This window comes from Endobacterium cereale (genome assembly GCF_009617585.1).
GTDB classification, from domain to species: domain Bacteria; phylum Pseudomonadota; class Alphaproteobacteria; order Rhizobiales; family Rhizobiaceae; genus Neorhizobium; species Neorhizobium cereale.
In genome coordinates, this window is the sequence record NZ_WIXI01000035.1 from 12778 (window position 1) to 36677 (window position 23900).

At 58.2% G+C, this 23900-nt stretch carries 27 protein-coding genes; 21 read left to right on the forward strand and 6 right to left on the reverse strand.

The genetic code is table 11. The annotated features are described in order from the left end of the window. Positions 1–12: 12 nt before the first annotated feature. The gene (locus tag GAO09_RS05760) at positions 13–258 is read right to left on the reverse strand and encodes a zinc-finger domain-containing protein (RefSeq protein WP_153353096.1); all 246 of its coding nucleotides are present in this window, start codon (positions 256–258) and stop codon (positions 13–15) included. Positions 259–371: 113 nt separating this feature from the next. Continuing rightward, a complete protein-coding gene (locus GAO09_RS05765) occupies positions 372–626 on the reverse strand; it encodes a hypothetical protein (protein ID WP_153353097.1) in 255 nt (84 codons plus the stop codon). Between the two features lie 169 nt (positions 627–795). On the opposite strand from GAO09_RS05765, the gene GAO09_RS05770 reads away from it, so the two are divergent. The 8 genes from GAO09_RS05770 (at position 796) to GAO09_RS05805 (ending at position 7967) form a co-directional block, all read left to right on the forward strand. Beyond that, a complete protein-coding gene (locus tag GAO09_RS05770) occupies positions 796–1572 on the forward strand; it encodes an alpha/beta fold hydrolase (protein ID WP_153353098.1) in 777 nt (258 codons plus the stop codon). Positions 1573–1675: 103 nt separating this feature from the next. Then, positions 1676–2500: a serine O-acetyltransferase gene (gene cysE, locus GAO09_RS05775; RefSeq protein ID WP_153353099.1), complete on the forward strand. Its 825-nt coding sequence runs from the start codon at positions 1676–1678 to the stop codon at positions 2498–2500. Between the two features lie 125 nt (positions 2501–2625). Beyond that, positions 2626–2829 (forward strand): DUF3126 family protein, encoded by a 204-nt coding sequence (locus GAO09_RS05780; RefSeq protein WP_132273477.1) that lies wholly within the window; start codon positions 2626–2628, stop codon positions 2827–2829. A 363-nt stretch (positions 2830–3192) separates the two neighbouring features. Further along, positions 3193–3546, forward strand: a complete 354-nt coding sequence (gene clpS / locus GAO09_RS05785) for an ATP-dependent Clp protease adapter ClpS (protein WP_153353100.1) — start codon at positions 3193–3195, stop codon at positions 3544–3546. Positions 3547–3555: 9 nt separating this feature from the next. Continuing rightward, on the forward strand, positions 3556–6090 hold the full coding sequence (gene clpA, locus GAO09_RS05790; RefSeq protein WP_324184749.1) for an ATP-dependent Clp protease ATP-binding subunit ClpA: 2535 nt from the start codon (positions 3556–3558) through the stop codon (positions 6088–6090). Positions 6091–6240: 150 nt separating this feature from the next. Continuing rightward, positions 6241–6780 carry an RNA 2'-phosphotransferase gene (locus GAO09_RS05795; RefSeq protein WP_153353101.1) on the forward strand — a complete coding sequence of 180 codons (540 nt, stop codon included), beginning with the start codon at positions 6241–6243 and terminating at the stop codon, positions 6778–6780. Between the two features lie 102 nt (positions 6781–6882). Beyond that, positions 6883–7629 (forward strand): AzlC family ABC transporter permease, encoded by a 747-nt coding sequence (locus GAO09_RS05800; protein WP_153353102.1) that lies wholly within the window; start codon positions 6883–6885, stop codon positions 7627–7629. Continuing rightward, entirely contained in the window at positions 7629–7967 is a 339-nt protein-coding gene (locus GAO09_RS05805; protein ID WP_153353103.1) for an AzlD domain-containing protein, read from the forward strand. Before GAO09_RS05800 ends, GAO09_RS05805 begins: the two co-directional genes overlap by 1 nt. Here GAO09_RS05805 and GAO09_RS05810 read toward each other — a convergent pair whose 3' ends face one another. Genes GAO09_RS05810 through GAO09_RS05825 form a run of 4 tightly spaced genes read right to left on the reverse strand, consistent with a single transcriptional unit; the run spans position 7968 to position 10851 of the window. Further along, positions 7968–8399 carry an HIT family protein gene (locus GAO09_RS05810; RefSeq protein ID WP_153353104.1) on the reverse strand — a complete coding sequence of 144 codons (432 nt, stop codon included), beginning with the start codon at positions 8397–8399 and terminating at the stop codon, positions 7968–7970. A 37-nt stretch (positions 8400–8436) separates the two neighbouring features. Then, positions 8437–9624 carry a GNAT family N-acetyltransferase gene (locus tag GAO09_RS05815; RefSeq protein WP_153353105.1) on the reverse strand — a complete coding sequence of 396 codons (1188 nt, stop codon included), beginning with the start codon at positions 9622–9624 and terminating at the stop codon, positions 8437–8439. A gap of 31 nt (positions 9625–9655) precedes the next feature. Next, the gene (locus GAO09_RS05820) at positions 9656–10384 is read right to left on the reverse strand and encodes a glycerophosphodiester phosphodiesterase (protein ID WP_153353106.1); all 729 of its coding nucleotides are present in this window, start codon (positions 10382–10384) and stop codon (positions 9656–9658) included. Then, on the reverse strand, positions 10381–10851 hold the full coding sequence (locus GAO09_RS05825; protein WP_153353107.1) for a RidA family protein: 471 nt from the start codon (positions 10849–10851) through the stop codon (positions 10381–10383). The genes GAO09_RS05820 and GAO09_RS05825 overlap by 4 nt, the downstream gene beginning before the upstream one ends. Positions 10852–10964: 113 nt before the next feature. Between GAO09_RS05825 and GAO09_RS05830 the strand changes: the two genes are divergently transcribed. The 13 genes from GAO09_RS05830 to lpxA all read left to right on the forward strand — a co-directional run bounded on the left by GAO09_RS05830 (position 10965) and on the right by lpxA (position 23898). Continuing rightward, entirely contained in the window at positions 10965–11795 is an 831-nt protein-coding gene (locus GAO09_RS05830) for a cell envelope integrity EipB family protein (protein WP_153353108.1), read from the forward strand. A gap of 91 nt (positions 11796–11886) precedes the next feature. Continuing rightward, positions 11887–12600 (forward strand): pentapeptide repeat-containing protein, encoded by a 714-nt coding sequence (locus GAO09_RS05835; protein ID WP_153353109.1) that lies wholly within the window; start codon positions 11887–11889, stop codon positions 12598–12600. A 183-nt stretch (positions 12601–12783) separates the two neighbouring features. Further along, positions 12784–13557, forward strand: coding sequence for a 30S ribosomal protein S2 (gene rpsB / locus GAO09_RS05840; protein WP_153353110.1), 774 nt, complete (start codon positions 12784–12786; stop codon positions 13555–13557). Between the two features lie 245 nt (positions 13558–13802). After that, on the forward strand, positions 13803–14729 hold the full coding sequence (gene tsf, locus GAO09_RS05845; protein ID WP_153353111.1) for a translation elongation factor Ts: 927 nt from the start codon (positions 13803–13805) through the stop codon (positions 14727–14729). 97 nt (positions 14730–14826) lie between these two features. Further along, a complete protein-coding gene (gene pyrH / locus GAO09_RS05850; RefSeq protein WP_153353112.1) occupies positions 14827–15549 on the forward strand; it encodes a UMP kinase in 723 nt (240 codons plus the stop codon). A gap of 57 nt (positions 15550–15606) precedes the next feature. Further along, positions 15607–16167 (forward strand): ribosome recycling factor, encoded by a 561-nt coding sequence (gene frr / locus GAO09_RS05855; RefSeq protein ID WP_153353113.1) that lies wholly within the window; start codon positions 15607–15609, stop codon positions 16165–16167. Between the two features lie 48 nt (positions 16168–16215). Then, positions 16216–16959, forward strand: a complete 744-nt coding sequence (locus tag GAO09_RS05860) for an isoprenyl transferase (protein WP_153353114.1) — start codon at positions 16216–16218, stop codon at positions 16957–16959. Beyond that, positions 16959–17792 (forward strand): phosphatidate cytidylyltransferase, encoded by an 834-nt coding sequence (locus tag GAO09_RS05865; RefSeq protein WP_153353115.1) that lies wholly within the window; start codon positions 16959–16961, stop codon positions 17790–17792. The genes GAO09_RS05860 and GAO09_RS05865 overlap by 1 nt, the downstream gene beginning before the upstream one ends. A 72-nt stretch (positions 17793–17864) precedes the next feature. After that, positions 17865–18989 carry an RIP metalloprotease RseP gene (rseP, locus tag GAO09_RS05870; protein WP_209018619.1) on the forward strand — a complete coding sequence of 375 codons (1125 nt, stop codon included), beginning with the start codon at positions 17865–17867 and terminating at the stop codon, positions 18987–18989. Positions 18990–19185: 196 nt separating this feature from the next. Next, positions 19186–21516: an outer membrane protein assembly factor BamA gene (bamA, locus tag GAO09_RS05875; protein WP_153353117.1), complete on the forward strand. Its 2331-nt coding sequence runs from the start codon at positions 19186–19188 to the stop codon at positions 21514–21516. 48 nt (positions 21517–21564) lie between these two features. Beyond that, positions 21565–22629 carry a UDP-3-O-(3-hydroxymyristoyl)glucosamine N-acyltransferase gene (lpxD, locus tag GAO09_RS05880; protein WP_153353118.1) on the forward strand — a complete coding sequence of 355 codons (1065 nt, stop codon included), beginning with the start codon at positions 21565–21567 and terminating at the stop codon, positions 22627–22629. Further along, entirely contained in the window at positions 22622–23083 is a 462-nt protein-coding gene (gene fabZ / locus GAO09_RS05885; protein ID WP_153353119.1) for a 3-hydroxyacyl-ACP dehydratase FabZ, read from the forward strand. The genes lpxD and fabZ overlap by 8 nt, the downstream gene beginning before the upstream one ends. Next, a complete protein-coding gene (gene lpxA, locus GAO09_RS05890) occupies positions 23083–23898 on the forward strand; it encodes an acyl-ACP--UDP-N-acetylglucosamine O-acyltransferase (protein ID WP_153353120.1) in 816 nt (271 codons plus the stop codon). The genes fabZ and lpxA overlap by 1 nt, the downstream gene beginning before the upstream one ends. Positions 23899–23900: the final 2 nt, after the last annotated feature.

Here is a 23900-nt window from a genome sequence, read left to right on the forward strand (position 1 = left end):
TTGAACCGGAGGTCAGGCCGCCTTGACGTGGAAAACGCAGCCGGCCGGCTCGGTCTGGTCGGCCCTCAGTTTGGGATTGTAACGATAGAGCGTCGAGCAATAGGAGCAGACCTTCTCGTTGTCGTCGCCCATGTCGATATAGATGTGCGGATGGTCGAAGGGCACATTGGCGCCCGTGCACATGAATTCCTTGACGCCGATTTCGATAGCCGCGTGACCGCCGTCGTTCTGGAAGTGAGGAATTGCATGCCCGGCCATGTTCGTCTCCGATCGATGTGTTGCGGCGGACCTTATCGTGAGGCCCGCTGAATGTGTAGGAAAAATTCTAATGTGACCATTCTCGGAATGGTCGCATCTTGTTAATCGTCAGATCATCGCCGTGGTTCCCCACCCGGCGCGTAAACCGTCTTCTGCTCGAATCGGAACTTATGGCCACAGCGGCAACGGATCATGTATTTGCGTGGATCGTTCGAGGCGAATTCCGTGACAAAACCGATCGGCATGTCATCGACCAGAAAACCCGGCGTTTTGCGGCGCGGATCGTCGTCTTCCGAAACCTCGGCATAACCGCTATGTCCGCATTGCGAGCATTCGAGCTTTCGGGAATATCGGTCGCGTGCAGCCAAGATCTGTCCTTTCGATTTGCCGCGCTTATAGACCGCGTCTTTCCATCGATGAAGTGGAATTGATCATCCGGCCTTGAAACTTGCACCAAAAATTGCGTTTAAGCACCGACGGATGGTTTTCGTAGTCGCGAGATCATTCGAACCGGATGTCGTCCAGACAGGATTTGCCATGAACCTCAATGCGCCCACATTTTCCCAGTTCGACCACGATGGCCTGAAAATCTCGTTCTTCGACGAAGGCGAACCGTCCGGCGACCCGGTTCTGCTGATCCATGGCTTTGCTTCGACGGCGACGGTGAACTGGGTGCATCCAGGATGGCTGAAGACGCTGGGCGAGGCGGGTTATCGCGTTATCGCCCTCGACAACCGCGGCCACGGCGCCAGCGACAAGCCGCGCGATGCCGAAGCCTATCGCCCTTGGGTGATGGCGACCGATGCGGTCGCGCTGCTCGATCATCTCGGTATCGAAAAGGCACATTTCATGGGCTATTCGATGGGCGCACGCATTTCCACCTTCGCCGCACTTGCCAACCCGGAGCGTATCCGTTCGCTGGTTCTCGGTGGTCTGGGCATCGGCATGACCGATGGCGTCGGTGACTGGGATCCCATCGCCGATGCGCTGGTGGCGCCATCCGTTGATGATGTCACGCATGAGCGTGGTCGCATGTTCCGCATGTTTGCCGAGCAGACGAAGAGCGACCGCGACGCGCTGGCAGCCTGCATCCGCGGATCGCGCGATCTGGTCGAGCATTCCGATATGGGCAAGATCGATATCCCGACGCTGATCGGTGTCGGCACCAAGGATGATATCGCCGGTTCGCCTCAGGAACTGGCCGCACTGATGCCTAATGCTCAGGCGCTCGATATCCCCAACCGCGATCATATGCTGGCCGTCGGCGACCGTGTGTTCAAGGCGGCCGTGCTGGAATTCTACGCAAGCCTATAAGCTGCGCTGAACCTATGGTTCACCGGAATGCATTTCCGGTGGCATTGGTATCGTCGCAAACTTGTTCTATATAATGAGCGCCTGAAGAAACAAGGAAGTCTCCATGTCCGCACGTCACGAGGCCCTGCAGAAGGATGCCGTCGCCATGGTGGATCCGATCTGGGATACGCTGCGCCAGGAAGCGCGCGCCGGAGCGGAACACGATCCGCTGCTGGCTGCATTTCTCTATTCGACGGTGCTGAACCACCGTTCGCTGGAAGATTGCGTCATCCACCGTATCTGCGAGCGCCTCGATCATCCGGATCTGCAGGCTGTTCTCTTGCGCCAGACGTTTGAGGAAATGTTGGCGGACTGGCCGGAATGGGGCGCCATCCTGCGCGTCGACATTCAGGCCGTTTACGACCGTGACCCCGCATGCCTGCGCTTCCTTGAAGCCGTTCTCTATTTCAAGGGTTTTCATGCCCTGCAGACACATCGCCTCGCGCACTGGCTGATGAACCGCGGCCGTCGCGATTTTGCGCTTTACATGCAGAGCAGGTCTTCGAGCGTCTTCCAGACCGACATCAACCCCGCTGCCCGCATCGGCAAGGGTATTTTCCTCGATCACGCCACCGGCCTGGTCGTGGGCGAAACTGCTATCATCGGCGACAATGTATCCATCCTTCATGGCGTGACGCTTGGCGGCACCGGTAAGGAAGGTGCTGACCGCCACCCGAAGATCGCCGACGGCGTGCTGATCGGGGCAGGGGCGAAAATTCTTGGCAATATCGAGATCGGTCATTGCTCGCGCATCGCTGCCGGTTCAGTCGTGCTCAAGCCCGTGCCGCATAACACCACCGTGGCCGGCGTGCCCGCCAAGGTTGTTGGTAGTGCCGGCTGCTCGGAGCCGTCGCGCGTCATGAACCAGATGCTGCTGGCCGAGGATTGACCCTTAAAGCCTGTGCGCTATCTCGCCATTCTCATCAATGAGGATGGCGGTTTTTCCCGTCTTTACAATTCCCGCCAACCCATGCCACAAGCGCCGCAACACGAACGACAGACGGAGAAACGCCAGTGAAACCGGACGAAATCAAGAAACTCGACGCCTATTTCAAGCGCGTTTTCAACCCGACCTTCGTAGTCAAGGCGCGCCCGCGCAAGGACGATTCGGCCGAGGTATATGCCGGCGACGAATTCCTCGGTGTTGTTTACATCGATGATGAGGACGAAGAGCGTTCCTACAACTTTACGATGGCGATCCTCGACGTCGATCTCTGATCGATGCGGAATGCCGACCAGATGGTCGATTGAACGAAGCGGGCTTTCATGCCCGCTTTTTTCATGGCCACCTACGCAGCTTTCGCGAAGTCGGCCCGACGCAAGCTTGCGGGCGCACCTTTTTTCGATGAGCCGCCGCTCCTATATGACCGACATCAGCGATATCAATTGCTGTCGGGATGACTTGATACTGTCGCGCAGTCCCGCACTTTCCGCTTCATGGATGGGTTTCGTTCGGAATTGTGATTGCGCAGGAGCGTGGAGGGCTTAAAATCCTTCGCGAATGAACTAAGTTAAAGGTCCAACGTCTGGTTCGATCACCTCCCAAGGATCGGTTGCCGGACGACTGAGGAATGAAAGACTATGATCGCAGCGCCGATCTACATGCAGGACGACAAGAACGGGGACGGCGACGACGGCAATCGCGGGACGTCGGTCATTACCCGAACGAAGTCGAAGACCAAGAAGCCCAGTCTCTACCGTGTGCTTTTGCTGAACGACGACTACACACCCATGGAGTTCGTCATTCATGTTCTGGAGCGTTTCTTCCAGAAAGATCTCGACGCGGCGACGCGCATCATGCTCCACGTTCACAATCACGGCGTGGGCGAATGTGGTGTCTTTACGTATGAGGTCGCAGAGACCAAAGTAAGTCAGGTCATGGATTTCGCCCGACAGCATCAGCATCCGCTGCAATGTGTTATGGAAAAGAAGTGAGGTAACGCCGTGCCAACATTTTCGCCTAGTCTCGAAAAGGCGCTGCATCAGGCACTGACCTTCGCCAATGAGCGGCACCACGAATATGCAACGCTGGAGCATCTGCTCCTGGCGCTTATCGATGATTCCGATGCGGCGGCTGTCATGGGCGCGTGCAATGTCAATCTGGACAACCTTCGCAAGACGGTGTCCGATTACGTCGATAACGAACTTGCCAACCTCGTCACCGGTTACGACGAGGATTCCAAACCGACATCCGGCTTCCAGCGCGTCATCCAGCGCGCCGTCATTCATGTCCAGTCTTCCGGTCGTGAAGAAGTGACCGGTGCCAACGTGCTCGTCGCTATTTTTGCCGAGCGTGAAAGCCATGCCGCGTTCTTCCTGCAGGAGCAGGAAATGACGCGCTACGATGCGGTCAACTACATCAGCCACGGCATCGGCAAGCGGCCGGGTGCTTCGCAGGCGCGTACGCCGCGTGGCGCAGAAGAAGGCGATGCGGATGCCAAATCCTCGTCGTCTCGCGAGCAGGATGATGGCGCGACCAAGAAGCCGGCAGACGCACTGAAGGCTTATTGCGTCAACCTCAATGACAAGGCCAAGGATGGTCGTATCGATCCGCTGATCGGTCGTCATTCCGAGGTCAACCGTACGATCCAGGTTCTGTGCCGTAGGTCCAAGAACAACCCGCTTTACGTGGGTGATCCGGGCGTCGGCAAGACGGCGATCGCCGAAGGTCTTGCCAAGCGTATCGTCGAAGGCAAAGTGCCGGAAGCGCTCGCCGATGCGACGATCTTTTCGCTCGACATGGGCACGCTCTTGGCCGGTACCCGTTATCGCGGCGATTTCGAAGAGCGTTTGAAGCAGGTCGTCAAGGAACTCGAAGAATATCCGGGTGCCGTCCTGTTCATCGACGAAATCCACACCGTTATCGGTGCGGGTGCGACGTCGGGCGGCGCCATGGATGCGTCCAACCTGTTGAAGCCGGCTCTGTCCTCTGGTCAGATCCGCTGCATCGGTTCGACGACCTACAAGGAATATCGCCAGTTCTTCGAAAAGGACCGGGCTCTGGTTCGCCGTTTCCAGAAGATCGACGTCAATGAGCCGTCGATCCCGGATGCGATCGAGATCATGAAGGGCCTGAAACCTTATTTCGAAGAGTATCACAAGCTGCGTTACACCAACGAAGCGATCAAGGCGGCTGTCGAACTGTCGGCCCGCTACATCTCCGACCGCAAGCTGCCGGACAAGGCGATCGACGTGATCGACGAGACCGGTGCGGCGCAGATGCTGCTGACCGCTTCCAAGCGCCGCAAGCTGATCACGGAAAAGGAAATCGAGGCGACGATCGCCACGATGGCTCGCATTCCGGCAAAGACGGTGTCCAAGGATGACGAGATGGTTCTCGCCAACCTGGAAAAGGAACTGCGTTCCGTCGTCTACGGTCAGGACAAGGCGATCGAGGCTCTTTCGACGGCGATCAAGCTGGCGCGTGCGGGTCTTCGCGAACCGAACAAGCCGATCGGCTCCTATGTCTTCTCCGGCCCGACCGGCGTCGGCAAGACGGAAGTCGCCAAACAGCTTGCCGCATCGCTCGGTGTGGAAATGCTGCGCTTCGACATGTCGGAATACATGGAACGCCACACGGTCTCGCGACTGCTCGGCGCACCTCCAGGCTATGTCGGTTTCGACCAAGGCGGTCTTCTGACCGATGGCGTCGACCAGCATCCACATTCAGTGGTTCTGCTCGACGAAATCGAGAAGGCGCATCCGGATATCTACAATATCCTTCTGCAGGTTATGGACCACGGTTCACTGACCGACCACAACGGCAAGAAGATCGACTTCCGTAACGTCATCCTGATCATGACGACCAATGCGGGCGCATCGGAAATGGCCAAGGCCGCCATCGGCTTCGGTTCCTCCAAGCGCACCGGTGAAGACGAAGAGGCACTCAACCGCCTGTTCACGCCGGAATTCCGCAACCGTCTCGATGCGATCATTCCGTTCGCACCGCTGCCGACGGAAGTCATTCATCAGGTTGTGCAGAAGTTCGTGATGCAGCTGGAAACCCAGCTGTCTGAACGCAACGTCACCTTCGACCTGCATCAGGATGCGATCGCCTGGCTGGCCGACAAGGGCTATGACGAAAAGATGGGTGCGCGGCCGTTGTCGCGTGTCATCCAGGAGCACATCAAGAAGCCGCTCGCCAACGAGATCCTGTTCGGCAAGCTGCGCAAGGGTGGTGTGGTCAACGTCACGGTCGGCAAGGACGAGGATGATAAGACCACGCTGAAGCTCGAATGCATCTCGGAAGCCGTGCCGGTCAAGCCGAAGCCGGAAGCCGAGGTGAAGGAAGCTGCCGAAGAGGTGAAGGGCAAGGTTTCGAAGCCGAAGGCGGCCAAGAAGTCCGAACCGAAAGCCAAGGGTGGCAGCGCTGCCAAGGCGCAGGCCGCGGATGATGGTGACGTCATCGCCGAGGAAAAGCCTGCCAAGGCAACGCCTAAGAAGACCAGCGCCGTTCCGAAGGTGCCGAAAAAAAAGTGATACCGTTCCGACGGTTCTGAATGAGTACAATGCCGGGTAAAAACCCGGCATTGTCGTTTTTGGCTTTCCGCTGTTCGACCGTCGCCTATATTCGCCGCCTTGTGATGAGAGCAGTGAATGCCGGCGTTGACGCCGGTGGGAAGGCTACCGATGTCGAGTGAAATCAGCAGGCTGTTGAGCCATGTTTTGCGCCACGCGCCGGAGAGGCTGGGAATCACGCTTGATGCCAATGGCTGGACGCCGGTCGATGCGCTGATCGTAGCGGCGCGAAATCAAGGCTTTAAGATCGACCGAGAAATACTTGAAAATACTGTTGCCACCAGCGACAAGAAGCGCTTCAGCCTGTCAGACGATGGCCGGTTGATCCGGGCGGCGCAGGGGCATTCGGTGGCGATCGATCTGGCTCTGACGCCGAGGGAGCCGCCGCCAAGCCTGTTTCACGGCACCTCGCGTGACAATCTCGATTCGATCCTTGCCGAAGGGCTGAAGGCCGGCAGCAGGCGGCATGTGCACCTGTCGCTTGATGAAGAGACTGCGATCAAGGTGGGCAGCCGACATGGGAAGCCGGTCGTGCTGAAAGTCGACACCGGTGCCATGCAGCGCGACGGTTTTGAATTCTTTCAGGCGGATAATGGGGTGTGGCTGACGGACAAGGTGCCACCTGCCTATCTGGGGTTTGACGGCGTTTGAAAGGCGTGATGGGCTTGTCCCGACGGCGGCATTTCGGTAGTGCGGTTGACGAACGATAACCGGACCTCTCCCGCCAATCGGACATTCCCAACCGGACACTCCATGTCTCATCCAATAGACACGCGCGGCAATCTTGGCTGGTTCCTGACCGGCATGCGCGGCATCATTTCGTTGCCCGCCTTCATCCTGATGACATCCTATATCGGCTTCAGCGCTTTTGCGCTGGAATCGGGGCTGACGCGCGGTGAGGCCGTAGCGATGACGCTCGGCATATGGGCTTTGCCGGCGCAGATGATTCTGGTCGGCAGCATGCTCGGCAATGCTCATATAGCGGCGTCATTTCTGGCGGTGACGCTGTCGTCGATCCGCATGATGCCGATGGTGGCGTCGATCATGCCGGAAATGCGGACCAAAAAGACGCCCCTGCCGATCCTGCTGTTCGTCTCGCACTTCATCGCCATCACATCCTGGGTGTTTGCCTCGCGGCATTTGCGCGATGTGCCGCGCAATCATCGCGTGGCGTTTTTCGCCGGTTTCGGCATGACGCTGACATTGACCAATACGTTGATCGTCGGTGTCAGTTACGGCGTGGTGTCGCAATTCCCGCCGGTCATCGCCGGAGCATTGTTCATGCTGACCCCGGTCTATTTCATTTCGTCGATCTGGGCGAGCGCGGTTCAGCCGGTGGTGAAGATCGCCTTTGTCATCGGCATCGTCGCCGGGCCGACGCTGGCGCTGGTGGTGCCGGGATTTGATGTTCTCGTTGCCGGTATCGGCGGGGGTACGGTCGCCTATCTCATCGACCGGCGGCGTCGCCGCAAGGTGCTGCCGAAATCGGAGGTGGCGTAATGGCTGACGGTTGGTGGACCTATGCGGTGATCATCATTGCCGGATTTCTCGCGACCGATATCTGGCGCTGGATGGGGGTGCTGATCGGCCATCGGCTGAACGAGGATTCCGAAGCGCTGTATTGGGTGAGGGCGGTAGCGACGGCACTGGTGATGGCGGTCACGGCCAAGCTGATCGTGTTTCCGACCGGCACACTTGCCAATTCGCCGCTGTGGCTGCGATTGGCCGCTGCCGGCATCGGTTTTGCGGTGTTTCTCGGAACGGGAAAGAGAGTAGCGGTCGGTGTGCTTGTGCCGATCGCCATCCTCATTGCCGGATTGTTGTTTCTGCAGCCGTAATCAGTTGCCGAGTTCGCCGATGATCTTTTCGGCGTTGGTGGCAAGGATTTCGTTGTCTTCCATCTTGCCGGAATGCGGCTTCAGGGCTTCGCCTTCATGGCGCGGCACGATGTGGAAATGCAGATGGAACACGGTCTGGCCGGCCGCCGGTTCGTTGAACTGGGCGATATAGATGCCATCGGCATCGAACGCGTCCTGCGCGGCGCGAGCGAGCTTCTGGACCACCGCAATCGTCTTGGCGAGCACAGCCGGGTCGGCATCCAGCATGTTGCGTGATGGCTGTTTGGGGATGACGAGCAGATGACCCGGCGCCTGTGGCATCACATCCATGAAGGCCAGCGTATCGGCGTCTTCATAAACGCGGTGGCATGGGATTTCGCCGCGCAGGATTTTTGCAAAGATATTGCCGTCGTCATAGGCGATGCCGCTCATGGATGTAATCCTCTCCTTTGGTGCGCTTGGTCGCGCTTCAGTCTTGTTCCTGCCGTTCGCCTTTGCGGAACGGGCTGTGTTCGCTCAGATAACCGCTCATTTCCTCGACCTCATGCCGTTCGCGCTCGAGATATTGGGCAACGGCGTTGCGGAGCCCCGGATGGGCGATGTAATGGGCGGAATGGGTGGTGACGGGCAGGTAACCGCGCGCCAGCTTGTGCTCGCCCTGCGCGCCGGCCTCGACCCGCTTCAGACCGTTGGCGAGCGCGAAATCGATGGCCTGATGGTAGCAGACCTCGAAATGCAGAAACGGGTGATCCTCGATGCAGCCCCAATGGCGGCCGTAAAGCGCATCCTCGCCGATAAAATTGATGGCGCCGGCGATATATTTTCCCTCGCGTTTGGCCATCACCAGCAGGATATCACCGGGCATCCGTTCGCCGATCAGCGAATAGAATTGGCGCGTGAGATATGGCCGACCCCATTTGCGGCCGCCGGTGTCCATGTAGAACGTGAAGAACTGGTCCCAGATGTCTTCCGTCAGGTCGGAACCCTTCAGCCAGTCGATACTGATGCCGTTTTCCAGCGCGGCGCGGCGTTCCTTCTTCAGATCCTTGCGTTTGCGGGACGACAAGGTGTCGAGGAAAGCCGCATGGTCGGCATAGCCATTGTTGATGAAATGAAACTGCTGGTCGGTTCGGTGCAGATAGCCGTCATCTTCCAGCGCGGCCAACTCTTGCTCGCGCACGAAGGTAACGTGGGCTGAGGAAATGCCGAGCTGTCGTGTGACTTCCTGCAGACCGGCCGCCAGCGTGTCCTGCATCACATCGGCATCGTAACCTTCGGCGGTTAAGAGGCGCGGGCCGGTGGCGGGCGTGAACGGCACGGTACATTGCAGTTTCGGGTAATATTGACCGCCGGCGCGCTCGAAAGCATCGGCCCAACCGTGGTCGAACACGTATTCGCCCTGGCTGTGGCTTTTCAGGTAACCGGGAATGGCGCCGATCAGTTTTCCAGCCTCAGTTTCGAGCAGGAGGTGATGGCCGTGCCAGCCGGTCTTGGCGGTTGCCGAGCCGGATTCTTCCAGCGCGGAAAGATAGGCATGCGACAGGAAGGGATTATAGGGCAGGGTGCCGCCCCGGTGTGTTCCGGAGAGGCGCGACCAGCTTTCGGGGCTGATCGCTTTGAAAGAGTTTTCGATGCGGATTGTGAGATTTCCGGTCATGCGTCTCTTTTGGCAGGAGGAAGTCTGCCTCTTAGCGGGAGGAAGTCTCCCTCGGGTCAAAACCCTCAAAAGTCATCTGGTCAGCATATTTATAAGTATGTTCGCGAGCATTTTCATCCCTCACCGTCCAGGTGATGATCGGAATGCCGGCTTTCTGCTGAGCCGTGATGAAACTGTTGGGCAGGTGCGGCCAATGGTAGGAGATGAAATTCAGCCCCAGATGCATGGCATCGTCGTGCTTGAAGAAATCATCCGGCTTGTCGCCCATGGCGGTGAGGCCAAGTGGGTAGGGCGCCTCGACACGCTTCAGGTCGCGCAGGATGTGATGGTCAAAACTCATCAGGGCGACCATGCCCTTGTAGTCTTCCAGCACTTCCAGCACAGCCTCGACGAAACCGTCATCCAGTTCTGCGGTGCGGCCCTTGATCTCGATGACCAAAGGCACGCGGCCGGCGACGAGCTTCAGCATCTGCTTCAGCGTCGGGATACGGTCCTTGGTGCCGCCGATCGACAGCATGCCGAGTTCCGCAGCAGTTCGCTCGCGCACATCACCTGAAATGCCGCACAGACGATCCAGCGTATCATCATGGAAAACCATGACTTCGCTGTCTGCGGAAAGCTGCAGGTCGCATTCGATGGCGAAACCGGCTTCCGCTGCCCGCTCGAAAGCAGACAGCGTGTTTTCCCAGATCGCATTGTTCATGTCGTGGTAGCCGCGATGGGCGACCGGCAGGTCCTTGATCCAGGATGCAGACGTCATGCGTCGATCTCGATGATGGCTTCGATTTCGACGGCGGCGTTGAGCGGCAGAGCGGCCATGCCGACGGCGGCGCGGGCGTGTTTGCCGGCTTCGCCCAGAACATTGGCGATCAGGTTCGATGCGCCATTGGTGACGATATGCTGTTCGGTGAAGCCCGGAGCCGAGGCGACGAAGCTCGAAAGCTTGACGACACGCTTGATCTTGCCGAGATCGCCGTTAAGCGCTGCCTTGGCCTGCGAGAGAATGTTGATGGCGCAGAGTTCGGCGGCGCGGCTGGCGGTCGCGACATCGACGTCCTGACCAACAAGGCCCTTGATCTCAAGTTTGCCATCTTCAGTCGGCAATTGACCGGAAATGTAGAGCAGGTTGCCGCTGATGACATAGGATACATAGTTGGCGGCGGGCGCTGCTGCGACGGGCAGGGTGATCCCGAGTTCGTTCAGGCGGCTTTCGATGGCATCGGACATTTCGGTCTCCGGCTTTTGTTGTAATATGAGCAGAAATCCTGCATGCAGGACGATAAGCATTGCTCTATGGCGTTCTTATAACACTGCGCTGTGAGTCCGATAGGAGAGATTGAATGTTTCGTTTGACGCTCGGGCTGGCATTCACGGCGGCAATGATGGCGTCTGCCGCCACATCGGCTGCTGCCGGCGTCGAAGGCGCGCGCGCGCTCATCCCGCATCGGGCTATCTACGATCTCAAGCTCAAGGATGTGTCGGAACGTTCCGGCATCGAGGGCATGTATGGCCGCATGGTCTACGAATTTACAGGTTCCGCCTGTACCGGCTTCACCACCAATTTCCGATTCGTCACCAAGACGGATACCGGCGAAGACCAGCGCACCACCGACCAGCAGACGACGACATTCGAGAACGCGGATCTCAAGGAATTCCGCTTCGAGACAAAGTCCTTTACCGATGAGCAGCTCGACAAGCAGGTGAGCGGCGAGGCAACCAACGTCTCGACCGGCGTCAAGGTGGAACTGCAGAAGCCGGACACGCGCCAACTGGACCTGACGCCCAGCCAGTTTCCGACCCAGCATATGCTGGAGGTTCTGGAGAATGCCCGCAAGGGCAAGCGATTCTTTGAGGCCCGTGTTTTTGACGGCTCCGAGGATGGCGACAAGAGCATGCTGACCTCGACCGTCGTCGGCAAGAAGCAGACACCGGCCGCCGATGACACGGATGCCGGTCAGGCAGGCGAATTTTCCAAGCAGCCCTATTGGCCGGTGACGATTGCCTATTTCAACGATAGCGGCGAGGGTGACGCGGTGCCGATCTACCGCATGTCGTTCAAGCTCTACGACAACGGAATTACGCGCGATCTCACCATGGATTATGGCGATTTCGTTCTGACCGGGCAGCTTGCGAAACTCGAAGTGCTCGATAAGGCGCCGGATTGCAAATAAACGACTGTCTATCAGCACAAAGTGATGACGTTGTCTTTGATCGGCCCCATATATGTGGGCAGAAGTTCGAAGCTGAGTTGGAAGTCGGGCTATGTATCAGCGATCTGGTGTTATCTCCGGTCTTTTGTGTGCGGCGGTCATTGCCGGCGCGAGCTACCTTGTTGTGCCGGCTGTTGCCGGTGCAGCCAGTTGCGGTTCCTATCCGGCGGCAAAGGTCGACTGGAGTGGTTGCATCAAGAAGAACCTGATGATGTCGGGCAACGACTTTCAGGGAGCGAACCTTTCCGAAGCCGATTTTTCGCTGACCGATCTCAGGAACAACAATCTTTCCGGCGCCAATCTCCATAAGGCCCGCATAATTCGCGCCTGGTTTACCGGCTCGACTGCGGATGATGCTGATTTTTCTCGTGCCGAAGGGTATCGCGCCGGACTTCAGAACATTTCGGCGAAGAATGCCAATTTCGAATCCTCCGAGTTGCAGCGAGCAAATTTCGGGGGTTCGAATCTGACGGGTGCGAATTTCGAGAAGGCGGAGCTTGGCCGGACGACCTATGACAAGGCCGACCTGACCGATGCCGACTTTACGCTCGCCAATCTTTCGCGTGCCAACCTGAGCAAGGCGACCTTCACCAAGCCGCCCCGCTTTGATCGCGCCTTCATGTTCCTGACCCATATCGAGGGGCTTGATCTTTCCGGCGCTGCGGACTTGTCTCAGGCGCAGGTCGATCTTGCCTGCGGCGATAAGGGCACCAAACTGCCCAGCGGTTTGCAAGCGCCCGCCATTTGGCCCTGCGGCGACGACTGAAGCGGTACGATCTTTTTTACGCTTTTGCCTTGATCTGACGGGCGAAGCGCTGTATGGGCACCAGCATTCCACACGTAAGGCATGGGGTCGTTCGGGAGAAATCCGATCGGTTCCGCCCGGTGGCATTCCTGAATGGGATGCTGTTCGCCTTGCGGAGGTTCAACCGGAAAAGGATAACTAGGCATGGCATTGCCCGATTTCTCCATGCGTCAGCTTCTCGAAGCAGGCGTCCACTTCGGCCACCAGACTCACCGCTGGAACCCGAAGATGAAGCCGTACATTTTCGGCGATCGTAACAACATCCACATCATCGACCTCGCGCAGACCGTTCCGATGCTGTCGCGCGCCCTGCAGGTCATCTCGGACACCGTTGCCCGTGGCGGCCGCGTTCTGTTCGTTGGCACCAAGCGTCAGGCTTCCGAGCTGATCGCTGACTCGGCCAAGCGTTCTGCCCAGTACTACGTCAACTCGCGTTGGCTCGGCGGCATGATGACCAACTGGAAGACCATTTCGAACTCGATCGCACGTCTGCGCAAGCTCGACGAGATCCTGGCTTCGGAACAGTCCGGCTACAACAAGAAAGAGCGCCTGAACCTCGAGCGCGAACGCGAGAAGCTTGAAAAGGCTCTCGGCGGTATTCGCGACATGGGCGGCACCCCGGACCTGATGGTGATCATCGACACCAACAAGGAAAAGATCGCCATCGACGAAGCCAAGCGCCTGGGCATACCGGTCGTCGCTATCATCGACTCGAACTGCGATCCGGACCTCATCGATTACCCGATCCCGGGCAACGACGACGCTTCGCGCGCCATCTCGCTGTATTGCGACCTGATCGCTCGCGCTGCTATCGACGGCATCGCTCGCCAGCAGGGCGCTTCCGGTCGTGACCTCGGCGGTATGGCCGAAGCTCCGATCGAGCCGGCTCTCGAAGGCGAAGCCGAAGCTCAGGCTTAATCGTCTGGGGCGGAGCGGCCAGACCGCTCCATCTTTTCGAATTCGTCCAAGGCCAGAGATCACAATCCCTGGCCTTGGTCGTTTAAGGACCTGTCCTCCCGCATACGTTACTTCTGCGGTCGAGACGGCAGGCCGGTGATGATCTTCATCACCCTGTCATACTTCCGGGTACATTCGTTCCCAAAACCTTGAGTTCGCCGAGGTTTTTCCGGCGGCACGCAACTCGAACCGACAAGAGGCTCACAATGGCTGAAATCACCGCTGCACTGGTGAAGGAACTGCGCGAAAAGTCTGGCGCAGGCATGATGGACTGCAAGAAGGCGCTGACCGAAAACAACGGCGACATCGAAGCAGCAATCGACTGGCTGCGCGCCAAGGGCATCGCCAAGGCCGACAAGAAGTCGGGCCGTACGGCTGCTGAAGGCCTGATCGGCGTTGCATCGAACGGCACCAAGGCTGTTGTCGTCGAAGTCAACTCCGAAACCGACTTCGTTGCCCGTAACGACGCTTTCCAGACCATGGTTCGCGGCATTGCCGACGTGGCTCTGACCACCGACGGCACTGTTGAAGCCGTTTCGGCTGCTAACTACCCGGCAACCGGCAAGTCGGTCACCGACACCATCAAGGACGCCGTTGCCACCATCGGCGAAAACATGAACCTGCGTCGTTCGGCGGCTCTCGAAGTCGAAGACGGCGTTGTTGCGACCTACATCCACAATGCTGCTGCGGACCGTCTCGGCAAGCTCGGCGTTCTGGTTGCCCTGAAGTCGACCGGCGACAAGGATGCCCTGAGCGCCATCGGCCGCCAGGTTGCCATGCACATTGCTGCAACGGCTCCGCTCGCCATCCGTTCGGAAGAAGTCGATGCTGCTGTCGCCGAGCGCGAACGCAACGTCTTCATCGAACAGTCGCGCGAATCCGGCAAGCCGGAAGCCATCATCGAAAAGATGGTCGAAGGCCGCATGCGCAAGTTCTTCGAAGAAGTTGCCCTTCTGTCGCAGGCTTTCGTCATCAACCCTGACATGACTGTCGGCGAAGCTGTCAAGGCTGCCGAAAAGGAAGTCGGCGCTCCGATCGAAGTCACCGGCATGGCCCGCCTTCTGCTCGGCGACGGCATCGAAAAGGAAGAGACCGACTTCGCAGCGGAAGTCGCAGCCGTTTCCAAGGGCTGATAACTTTATACAATATCAATAATCACAAGGGCATCGCGTGACAACGCGATGCCCTTCGTGTATCCGGCTTGGCGGTGCGAGCCTCGAAGGAGTATCCATGTCTTCCCAGCCAATTTATAAACGTGTGCTTTTGAAAGTGTCCGGCGAAGCCCTGATGGGCAGCCAGGGTTTTGGCATTGACGTGACAGTCGCGGATCGTATCGCGGCAGATATCGCCGACGCGCGCCGGATGGGCGTCGATGTCGGTATCGTTGTCGGTGGCGGCAATATTTTTCGCGGCGTGGCCGTAGCCTCCAAGGGCGGCGACCGGGTCACCGGCGACCATATGGGCATGCTCGGAACCGTCATCAACGCGCTGGCGCTGGCGACCTCGCTGCGCAAGCTCGGCGTCGATACGGTGGTTCTTTCGGCCATTTCCATGCCGGAGATCTGTGAAAGCTTCTCGCAGCGTCAGGCGCTGCATCACCTGTCGCAGGGCAGGGTGGTGATCTTTGCCGGCGGTACCGGCAACCCGTTCTTCACGACCGATAGTGCCGGCGCTCTGCGTGCGGCCGAAATCGGTGCGGAAGCGCTGTTTAAGGGCACCCAGGTTGACGGTATCTATACCGCTGACCCGAAGAAGGATCCGACCGCGACCCGCTTCGACACGCTGACCCATGCGGAAGTGCTGGAAAAAGGTCTTGCGGTGATGGATGTTACGGCTGTTGCGCTTGCGCAGGAGAACACGATCCCGATTATCGTCTTCTCGATCCACGAACGCGGCGGTTTCGCGGAAATCCTGACCGGCGGTGGTCTCAAAACCATCGTTTCAGACAATTGATCCCAATAGGCCCGCGCGAGATCGCAGCGGGCCTCAAAACAAACTACGGAGTGTAAGATGAGCGGTGCCATCGATCTCAACGACATCAAGCGTCGCATGGACGGCGCTGTATCGGCCTTCAAGAGCGACATTGCCTCGCTGCGCACGGGCCGCGCTTCTGCCAACATTCTCGACCCTGTGACGGTTGAAGCCTATGGTTCGCGCGTTCCGCTCAACCAGGTTGCCAACATCACCGTTCCCGAGCCGCGCATGCTCGGCGTGTCCATCTGGGACAAGTCGATGGTCAACGCTGTCGACCGTGCTATCCGCGAATCGAATCTCGGCCTCAACCCGATCATGGACGGTCAGAACCTTCGTATTCCGCTGCCGGAACTCAACGAAGAGCGCCGCAAGTCTCTGGTGAAGGTCGCTCATGACTATACCGAGAAGAGCAAGGTCGCCGTTCGCAACGTTCGTCGTGACGGCATGGACGCCTTGAAGAAGGCTGAAAAGGACGGCGATATCGGTCAGGACGACAGCCGCGCGCAGTCTGAAAAAATCCAGAAGATGACAGACGATGCGATTTCCGAACTGGACCGCTTGCTTGCGGAGAAGGAAAAGGAAATCATGCAGGTTTAAGGCCTGCATGATTGCCCGCTGATCGCTGTCATAAACGTCGGACCGAAAATGGTGAAACCTGATCTAACCGTGATCCCGAAGCATGTTGCCATCATCATGGATGGCAATGGTCGCTGGGCAAACCAGCGCGGCCTGCCGCGCACGATCGGGCACACCAAGGGCGTCGAGGCGGTGCGTGAGGCCGTCAAGGCAGCGGGCGAGGCGGGTGTCGAGTACCTGACGCTTTTCGCCTTCTCTTCGGAGAACTGGAGCCGGCCGGAAACCGAGGTGACCGATTTGCTCGGCCTGATGCGGCGCTTCATTCGCCGCGATCTGGCCGAATTGCATCGTTCGAATGTCCGCATCCGCATTATCGGGGATCGCCGCAATCTTCAGGGCGATCTGCTGCCGATGCTGCTTGAAGCGGAAGAAACGACGCGCGCCAACAGTGGCCTGACTCTGGTGATCGCTTTCAATTATGGGTCACGCAACGAGATCCTGCGCGTGATCGAACGTCTCGCGGTCGATGTTGCGGCTGGCCTGTTGAGGCCGGAAGATATTGATGCCGCCATGATCGATGGGCGGCTCGATACGGCCGGCATTCCGGATCCGGATCTGATCATTCGCACGAGCGGTGAGGAGCGTCTTTCCAATTTCCTGCTGTGGCAGGCTGCCTATTCGGAGTTTCTTTTCATCCCCGATTTTTGGCCTGACTTCGATCGACAGATGTTTTTTGACGCGTTGAAAACCTATGCCGCGCGCGAGCGGCGTTTCGGCGGCTTGACGACCAAGCCTGCCGCGGTTGCCGGCTGATGGCCAGCGAACTGCGCAAGCGTACGATCTCGGCGATCGTCATGGCTGCCGTCACCTTGGCAGCGACCTGGTACGGCGGTACGCCATTCAGGTTGTTTGCAGCCGGGATGTCGCTGCTGATCTATTACGAATGGTCGAAGATGACGCGCCTGCCGGAGGTTGACCTGCGTGGTGATGCCTTCGGCTGGGTCGCCGTCGTTTGTATCGCCGCCAATCTTGCGTTTGGTGACGTCAGCCTGGGAGCGCCGCTTCTGGGTGGTTTCGTGATTACGGCGCTTCTGCTGAAGTTTTTGCGACGTGGCAGTGGCTGGATGCCGGGTGGCGTGCTTTATGCGGGCTTGAGCGGCATTTCCCTGGCCGCGATCCGCGGTGGTGACCAGTTCGGCTTTATGGCGACCTTGTTCCTGTTCGCCGTCGTCTGGGGTACGGATATCCTTGCCTATTTTTTCGGTCGCTCCATTGGTGGCCCAAAACTCGCGCCGCGCATCTCTCCCGGCAAGACCTGGTCAGGCGCAATCGGCGGCACTGTTTCGGGCGTCGTGCTCGGAAGCGTGCTCACTCTTTCCTTTTTTTCGCAGATTTCTCCTCGCACCGTGATGTTGGCACTGGCTCTGTCGGTGGCAAGCCAGATTGGTGACCTTTTCGAATCCTTCATCAAGCGCCGCTTCGGCGTAAAGGACTCCAGCCATCTTATCCCCGGACACGGCGGCGTGATGGATCGTGTTGACGGTCTCGTTTTTGCCTGTTTCACGGCGTTTCTGCTGGCCATGGCTCACGCTGCCTGGACGGGATATGGCGAAACATCGGTTGCCGGTTTCCTCTTCGGTCTGTAAGGCCGTTCTGAAAGCGTGAATTCAGGCACATAAATCAGGGCAGGGAGCCGGTTAAGCAGGATGGATGGCGTAATGGCAGTTTTCGGCGTGCTGACCGGGTACATAATCCCGTTTATTCTTGTCCTCTCGGTGCTCGTTTTCGTTCATGAAATGGGTCACTACCTGGTTGGTCGCTGGAGCGGCATTCGGGTTCTGGCATTTTCAGTCGGTTTCGGGCCGGAACTGATCGGTTATACCGACGGCCATGGGACACGCTGGAAAATTTCGGCAATCCCCCTCGGCGGCTATGTGAAATTCTACGGCGACGAGGATGCGGCCAGCATGCCGGGCGCCGATGCGCTTGCCGGCATGAGCGAGGCGGAGCGAGGCCAGACGCTGGCCGGCGCAAAGCTGTGGAAAAGAGCGGCGACTGTCGCCGCCGGGCCGATCGCCAACTTTATTCTCGCCATCGCCATTTTTGCAGTCTTGTTCAGTGTCTACGGCAAGATTGTCGCAGATCCGGTCGTGGCGGAAGTCCGGCCCGATAGCGCCGCACAGGTCGCTGGCGTCACCGTCGGCGACAGGCTGGTCGCCCTCGATGGCCATGAGGTTTCGACGTTCGACGAGGTGCGCCGCTACGTGAGTATCCGCCCGCTCGTGCCGATTATCGTGACCGTGGAGCGAGAAGGGTCGCGACTCGATTTGCCGATGGTTCCCAAGCGCGAAGAGATTACGGACCAGTTCGGCAACAAGGTGGAACTGGGCCTGATCGGCATCGTCACCAATGAGCAGCGTGGCAATTTTCGCGTACAGCAGTTTTCTCCAGGCGCCGCGGTGATCGAAGGCTTCAAGGAGACCGGTAATATCATCACCGGCACCGGGCGTTATATCGCCAATATTTTTGCCGGTCGCATGCGTGCCGATCAGATCGGCGGGCCGATCCGAATCGCTGAAACGACCGGGCAGATGGCGACGCTCGGGTTTGTCGCCGTGCTGAATTTTGCAGCGGTTATCTCCGTATCTCTGGGGTTGATGAATTTGTTGCCTGTTCCGGTGCTTGACGGTGGCCACTTGCTGCTTTACGCGCTTGAGGCACTAAGGGGACGTCCTCTGAATGCGCGGGTTCAGGAGATCGTCTTCAGGCTTGGCTTTGCGCTGATTCTGACGCTGATGGTGTTCGCCACTTGGAATGACACGATCGGAAGGTGGATCGGTTAAGTGTTTCATAACGGTGCGGAAACCGTTTATTTACCCTGTTTGCAGGTGCGCGTGGCGATTGAGCCACGCCTGCGAAGGAAGTAAATAGAAATTAACGCAATGCCTTGCTTGTAGGACAAAAGAAGGTAAAACGACACACGTGGCCGGAGTCGGGTGTCTCCCGTCGAGGGACAACGGAAAAAGGTATGAAGTGAATATGAAAGCTGGTTCAAAGTTTTTGAACGCAGTGTCGGCGTTTGCGCTGTCTGCTAGTGTTGTCGCATCGGGTGCGGGTGTCGTTGTACTTGCCTCTGCTCCGATTGCTCAGGCCGCTACCATCCAGCGGGTGGACGTCCGCGGTGCGCAGCGCGCCGGTGAGGAGGCTGTTCGCTCCAACATCACCATTCGTCCGGGTGTTAGCTTCTCCGAGGCTGACATCGATGAATCGGTGAAGCGTCTGTATTCCACAGGTTATTTTTCCGACGTTCGGATCAGTGTTTCCGGTCGTTCGCTGGTTGTGACCGTTAACGAGAACCAGCTCGTCAACCAGGTCGTTTTCAACGGCAATCGCAAGATCAAGGATGACAAGCTGGCGGGTGCCGTGCAGACGCAGCCGCTCGGTCCTTACAGCGATGCCCTGCTGTCGTCTGATGTGGAGCGCCTCAAGGAAGCCTATTCGGCGACCGGCCGCAGTGACGTCGAAATTACCACGCAGGTCGTTCCGGTTGGTCAGGGTCGCGTCAATATCGCGTTCCAGATCAATGAAGGCGACCGCACCAAGATCGACTCGATCAACTTCGTCGGCAACCAGGCTTACGGCAACCGCCGTCTGCGTGACGTTATCGCCACGAAGGAATCCGGTCCGCTCTCGTTCCTCACCCGCAAGGATGTCTATAACGACGACAAGCGCCGTGCGGACGAAGAGGCTCTGCGCCAGTTCTATTACAACCACGGTTACGCCGACTTCCGTGTCGTGTCTTCGGATGCTGCTCTGGACGAGTCGAAGAACGCCTACACGGTCAACTTCACCGTCGAAGAAGGTCAGCGCTACACGTTTGGTGATGTTCGCGTCGAATCGACGGTTGATGGCATCAATGCCGAAGACCTGCAGGGTCTTGTCGAAACGAAGTCCGGCGACACCTACAGTGCCAAGGACATCCAGAAGTCCATGGAAGCCATTTCTGAGCGTGTCGCTGCTGCGGGTTACCCGTTTGCACGTGTTACGCCGCGCGGTGACCGTAACTTCCAGAACAACACGATCGGCGTTTCGTACCTCGTCGATCAGGGCGAGCGCGCCTATGTCGAGCGCATCGAAGTTCGCGGCAATACCCGTACGCGTGACTATGTTATCCGTCGCGAGTTTGATATCAGCGAAGGCGACGCCTTCAACCAGACCATGATCACGCGCGCCAAGCGTCGTCTCGAGGCTCTGGGCTATTTCGGCAAGGTCAACATCTCGACCACGCAGGGTACGTCTGCCGACCGCGTCATCATCGTTGTTGATGTCGAGGATCAGTCGACCGGTTCGTTCGGTATCGGCGTCGGTTACTCGCCGAGCAGCGACAGCGCCATTCTCGAGGCTTCGATCGAAGAAAAGAACTTCCTCGGTCGTGGTCAGTACATCCGTATCGCCGTTGGTGGCGGTCTCGATGATGCTCGCACCTACTCGCTTTCGTTCACCGAGCCCTATTTCCTCGGGTATCGTCTGGCGGCCGGTTTCGATGTGTTCAGAAGCCAGTCTTCGAGCGAAGACTACTATGATTACAACGAGCAGGGTTTCACGCTGCGTGTGACGGCTCCGATCACCGAAGATCTGGCGACGACGTTCCGGTACACCTATAAGGAAATCGGTTACGACGGTAACGATAATTACCTGAACAACGGTAACCTGTCTCAGCCATATATCGACATGATCAATCATGGCGATTACGTGCAGTCGTCGATTTCGCAGACGCTGACCTATAACACGGTCGACAGCATGACCCTTCCGCGTGAAGGTATTTATGCAACCGTGACGCATGAATATGCGGGTCTTGGCGGTGATTCCGAATACTATAAGATCTATGGCCGTGCCCGTTACTTCACCCTTCTGTCTGACGAAGCCGATATCATCGGCCAGCTCTCGGCGGGTGCAGGACACGTTATCGCCACCGGCGACAAGCTGAACATTTTCGATCAGTTCACCTTCGGCGGTAAGCAGGTTCGTGGCTTCGAGAACAACGGTCTCGGTCCGCGTATGCCGAATGGCGATGCGCTCGGCGGTACCACCTACTTCAACGCTTCGGCTGAAGTCAGCATTCCCGCTCCGGGTCTGCCGGAAGATTTTGGTCTGCGTCTGAACGCCTTTGCCGATGCCGGTGTCCTTTATGGCAACGACGTTCCGGCGGCCGGCGTACGTGACGACAACTCCATCCGCGCGTCGGTTGGTGCAGGCTTGACCTGGGCTTCGCCCTTCGGTGCACTGCGCGTCGATTATGCCGTGCCGGTTGCCAAGGAAGACTACGACGAAACGCAGAACTTCCGCTTCAGCATGGCGAACCAGTTCTGATCCTTTTGGTCCAGAACGACCACATAAAATGTTCTGGAGCTGAGGCTGATGGACGATAATCGATTTTTTCCGCCCCATGAGGGGGTGAGCTTGAAAGAGCTCGCCCGCCACTTGGGGGCGGAGCTTTTGGATGAGACGGCAGGCGAGCGGTTGGTCCGCTCTGTCTCGCCGGTTTTCCGCGCCAAGGCGGGTGACATCTGTTACATCCTTTCCCGCAAGAACAAGGCAGAGCTTGAAACCTGTCAGGCCTCGGCAATCCTTTGTGATGCCGGTCTGCGGTCTGCTGTCCCTGATCACATTCCAGTTCTGCTGACGCGCACGCCGCATGCCGCTTTTGCGGCGGCAGGTGCGCTGTTGCATCCGGAAGGCTTGCGCCCGTCAGCCATTACGTCTGAACCAGGCGGTATTTCGCCTGCCGCATACGTTGATCCGACGGCACAGCTGGAAGATGGTGTGAATGTCGAGCCCATGGCCGTCATCGGCGCCGGCGCTGAAATCGGGTCCGGGACACGGATTGGGGCAGGGGCTGTCATCGGTGCCAATGTCACGATCGGGCGTGACTGCACGATTGCGGCTGGTGCTTCCATCGTTGCGTCGATGATCGGCAATGGTGTGATCATCCATAATGGCGCACGCATCGGCCAGGACGGTTTCGGTTATGCGCCGGGTCCACGCGGTTTCATGAAGATCGTGCAGATCGGCCGTGTGATCATTCAGGACAATGTCGAGATCGGTGCCAATACCACAATCGACCGTGGGGCCATGGACGATACCGTTATCGGTGAGGGCACGAAGATCGATAATCTCGTGCAGATTGCCCATAACGTCCGTATCGGCCGTCATTGTGGCCTTGCCTCGGGAACGGGTATTGCCGGTTCGACAACGATCGGCGACGGCGTGATGATCGGTGGTGCCTCGGGCATCAATGGTCACATAACGATTGGCGACGGCGTGCAGATCGCAGCCATGAGTGGCGTTGTCGGCGATATTCCGCCGAAGGCCAAATATGGTGGAATTCCGGCGCGCCCCATGCCCGATTTCCTGAGAGATATTGCAGAAATCATGATGCGTTCCGATGAACGCGCAAAGAAAAGAGGAGACCGGAATGGCTGAGGGCAACACGACCCTGGCGTCGGCAGACATCCAGCAGATCATGAAGCTCTTGCCGCACCGCTATCCCTTCCTGCTGGTGGACAAGATCATTGAGATCGACGGCGATAATTCGGCGATCGGAATCAAGAATGTCACCGCCAACGAACCGCATTTCACCGGACATTTTCCGGACCAGCCGATCATGCCGGGCGTTCTTCTCGTGGAAGGAATGGCGCAGACGGCCGGCGCCATCTGCGCGCTGAAGGAAGGCGAAGGCGGCAATCTCGTCTACTTCATGACGATCGACAATGCCCGCTTCCGCAAGCCGGTTGTGCCGGGCGATCGCGTCGAATTCCATGTCAGCAAGCAGAAGCAGCGCGGCAACATCTGGAAGTTCCATTGCGATGCGAAGGTGGACGGAGCTGTTGTTGCTGAGGCCGATATCGGCGCGATGATCCGTCGTAAGGACGCGTGATGAGCACGGTAGCAGCAAGCGCACGCATCCATCCGATGGCAGTTGTCGAGGATGGTGCGGTCATAGGCGAAAACGTTTCGATCGGCCCGTTTTGTCGGGTCGGGTCGAAGGTCGTTCTCGGCGATGACGTCGAGCTGATCTCCAATGCCGTTGTCACAGGTCGCACACAAGTTGGGCGCGGCACACGCATCTTTCCGATGGCCGTCATCGGCGGTGATCCGCAGAGCGTGCATCACGCAGGTGAAGAAACCACGCTGTTCGTTGGTGAAAACTGCACGATGCGCGAAGGTGTGACGATGAACACCGGCACAGTGGATGGCGGCGGCACGACCGTCGTTGGTGACCGTTGCCTGTTCCTGGCCAATTCACATGTCGCCCATGACTGCATTCTCGGCAATGACATCATCATGTCGAACAATGTCATGCTGGCCGGCCATGTGAAAGTTGGCGATCGCGTCATTCTCGGTGGCGGTTCCGCCGTTCACCAGTTCAGCCGTATTGGTCGTCAGGCGTTTATCGGTGGCCTGTCCGCCGTGAACTATGACGTCATTCCTTACGGCATGCTCAATGGCAATCCCGGTCTTCTCGGTGGCCTCAACGTTGTCGGCATGACGAGAGCCGGTATCGAACGGGCGACTATTCACAAAGTGCGCCGGGCCTACAAGGACATCTTTGAAGCCGAAGGCAATATCCGAACCAATGCTGCGGCACTTCGCGACGAGTATCTGGATTGCCCGGAAGTCATGGAGATCCTCGATTTCATCGGCGCAGACAGCGATCGTGCGATCTCGTCGCCGCATCGTGGCAAGGCCTGATC

Excerpts from the sequence above, each read along its gene's own strand:
- GAO09_RS05770 (WP_153353098.1), top strand. The coding sequence starts at position 796 with ATGAACCTCAATGCGCCCACATTTTCCCAGTTCGACCACGATGGCCTG.
- GAO09_RS05825 (WP_153353107.1), bottom strand. The coding sequence starts at position 10,851 with ATGTCCGATGCCATCGAAAGCCGCCTGAACGAACTCGGGATCACCCTG.
- rseP (WP_209018619.1), top strand. The coding sequence starts at position 17,865 with ATGGCAGTTTTCGGCGTGCTGACCGGGTACATAATCCCGTTTATTCTT.
- fabZ (WP_153353119.1), top strand. The coding sequence starts at position 22,622 with ATGGCTGAGGGCAACACGACCCTGGCGTCGGCAGACATCCAGCAGATC.
- GAO09_RS05800 (WP_153353102.1), top strand. The coding sequence starts at position 6,883 with ATGTCTCATCCAATAGACACGCGCGGCAATCTTGGCTGGTTCCTGACC.
- GAO09_RS05805 (WP_153353103.1), top strand. The coding sequence starts at position 7,629 with ATGGCTGACGGTTGGTGGACCTATGCGGTGATCATCATTGCCGGATTT.
- GAO09_RS05830 (WP_153353108.1), top strand. The coding sequence starts at position 10,965 with ATGTTTCGTTTGACGCTCGGGCTGGCATTCACGGCGGCAATGATGGCG.
- lpxA (WP_153353120.1), top strand. The coding sequence starts at position 23,083 with ATGAGCACGGTAGCAGCAAGCGCACGCATCCATCCGATGGCAGTTGTC.
- frr (WP_153353113.1), top strand. The coding sequence starts at position 15,607 with ATGAGCGGTGCCATCGATCTCAACGACATCAAGCGTCGCATGGACGGC.
- GAO09_RS05760 (WP_153353096.1), bottom strand. The coding sequence starts at position 258 with ATGGCCGGGCATGCAATTCCTCACTTCCAGAACGACGGCGGTCACGCG.
- clpS (WP_153353100.1), top strand. The coding sequence starts at position 3,193 with ATGATCGCAGCGCCGATCTACATGCAGGACGACAAGAACGGGGACGGC.
- GAO09_RS05835 (WP_153353109.1), top strand. The coding sequence starts at position 11,887 with ATGTATCAGCGATCTGGTGTTATCTCCGGTCTTTTGTGTGCGGCGGTC.
- GAO09_RS05865 (WP_153353115.1), top strand. The coding sequence starts at position 16,959 with ATGGCCAGCGAACTGCGCAAGCGTACGATCTCGGCGATCGTCATGGCT.
- GAO09_RS05795 (WP_153353101.1), top strand. The coding sequence starts at position 6,241 with ATGTCGAGTGAAATCAGCAGGCTGTTGAGCCATGTTTTGCGCCACGCG.
- lpxD (WP_153353118.1), top strand. The coding sequence starts at position 21,565 with ATGGACGATAATCGATTTTTTCCGCCCCATGAGGGGGTGAGCTTGAAA.
- GAO09_RS05815 (WP_153353105.1), bottom strand. The coding sequence starts at position 9,624 with ATGACCGGAAATCTCACAATCCGCATCGAAAACTCTTTCAAAGCGATC.
- pyrH (WP_153353112.1), top strand. The coding sequence starts at position 14,827 with ATGTCTTCCCAGCCAATTTATAAACGTGTGCTTTTGAAAGTGTCCGGC.
- GAO09_RS05810 (WP_153353104.1), bottom strand. The coding sequence starts at position 8,399 with ATGAGCGGCATCGCCTATGACGACGGCAATATCTTTGCAAAAATCCTG.
- rpsB (WP_153353110.1), top strand. The coding sequence starts at position 12,784 with ATGGCATTGCCCGATTTCTCCATGCGTCAGCTTCTCGAAGCAGGCGTC.
- cysE (WP_153353099.1), top strand. The coding sequence starts at position 1,676 with ATGTCCGCACGTCACGAGGCCCTGCAGAAGGATGCCGTCGCCATGGTG.
- GAO09_RS05860 (WP_153353114.1), top strand. The coding sequence starts at position 16,216 with ATGGTGAAACCTGATCTAACCGTGATCCCGAAGCATGTTGCCATCATC.
- bamA (WP_153353117.1), top strand. The coding sequence starts at position 19,186 with ATGAAAGCTGGTTCAAAGTTTTTGAACGCAGTGTCGGCGTTTGCGCTG.
- tsf (WP_153353111.1), top strand. The coding sequence starts at position 13,803 with ATGGCTGAAATCACCGCTGCACTGGTGAAGGAACTGCGCGAAAAGTCT.
- GAO09_RS05820 (WP_153353106.1), bottom strand. The coding sequence starts at position 10,384 with ATGACGTCTGCATCCTGGATCAAGGACCTGCCGGTCGCCCATCGCGGC.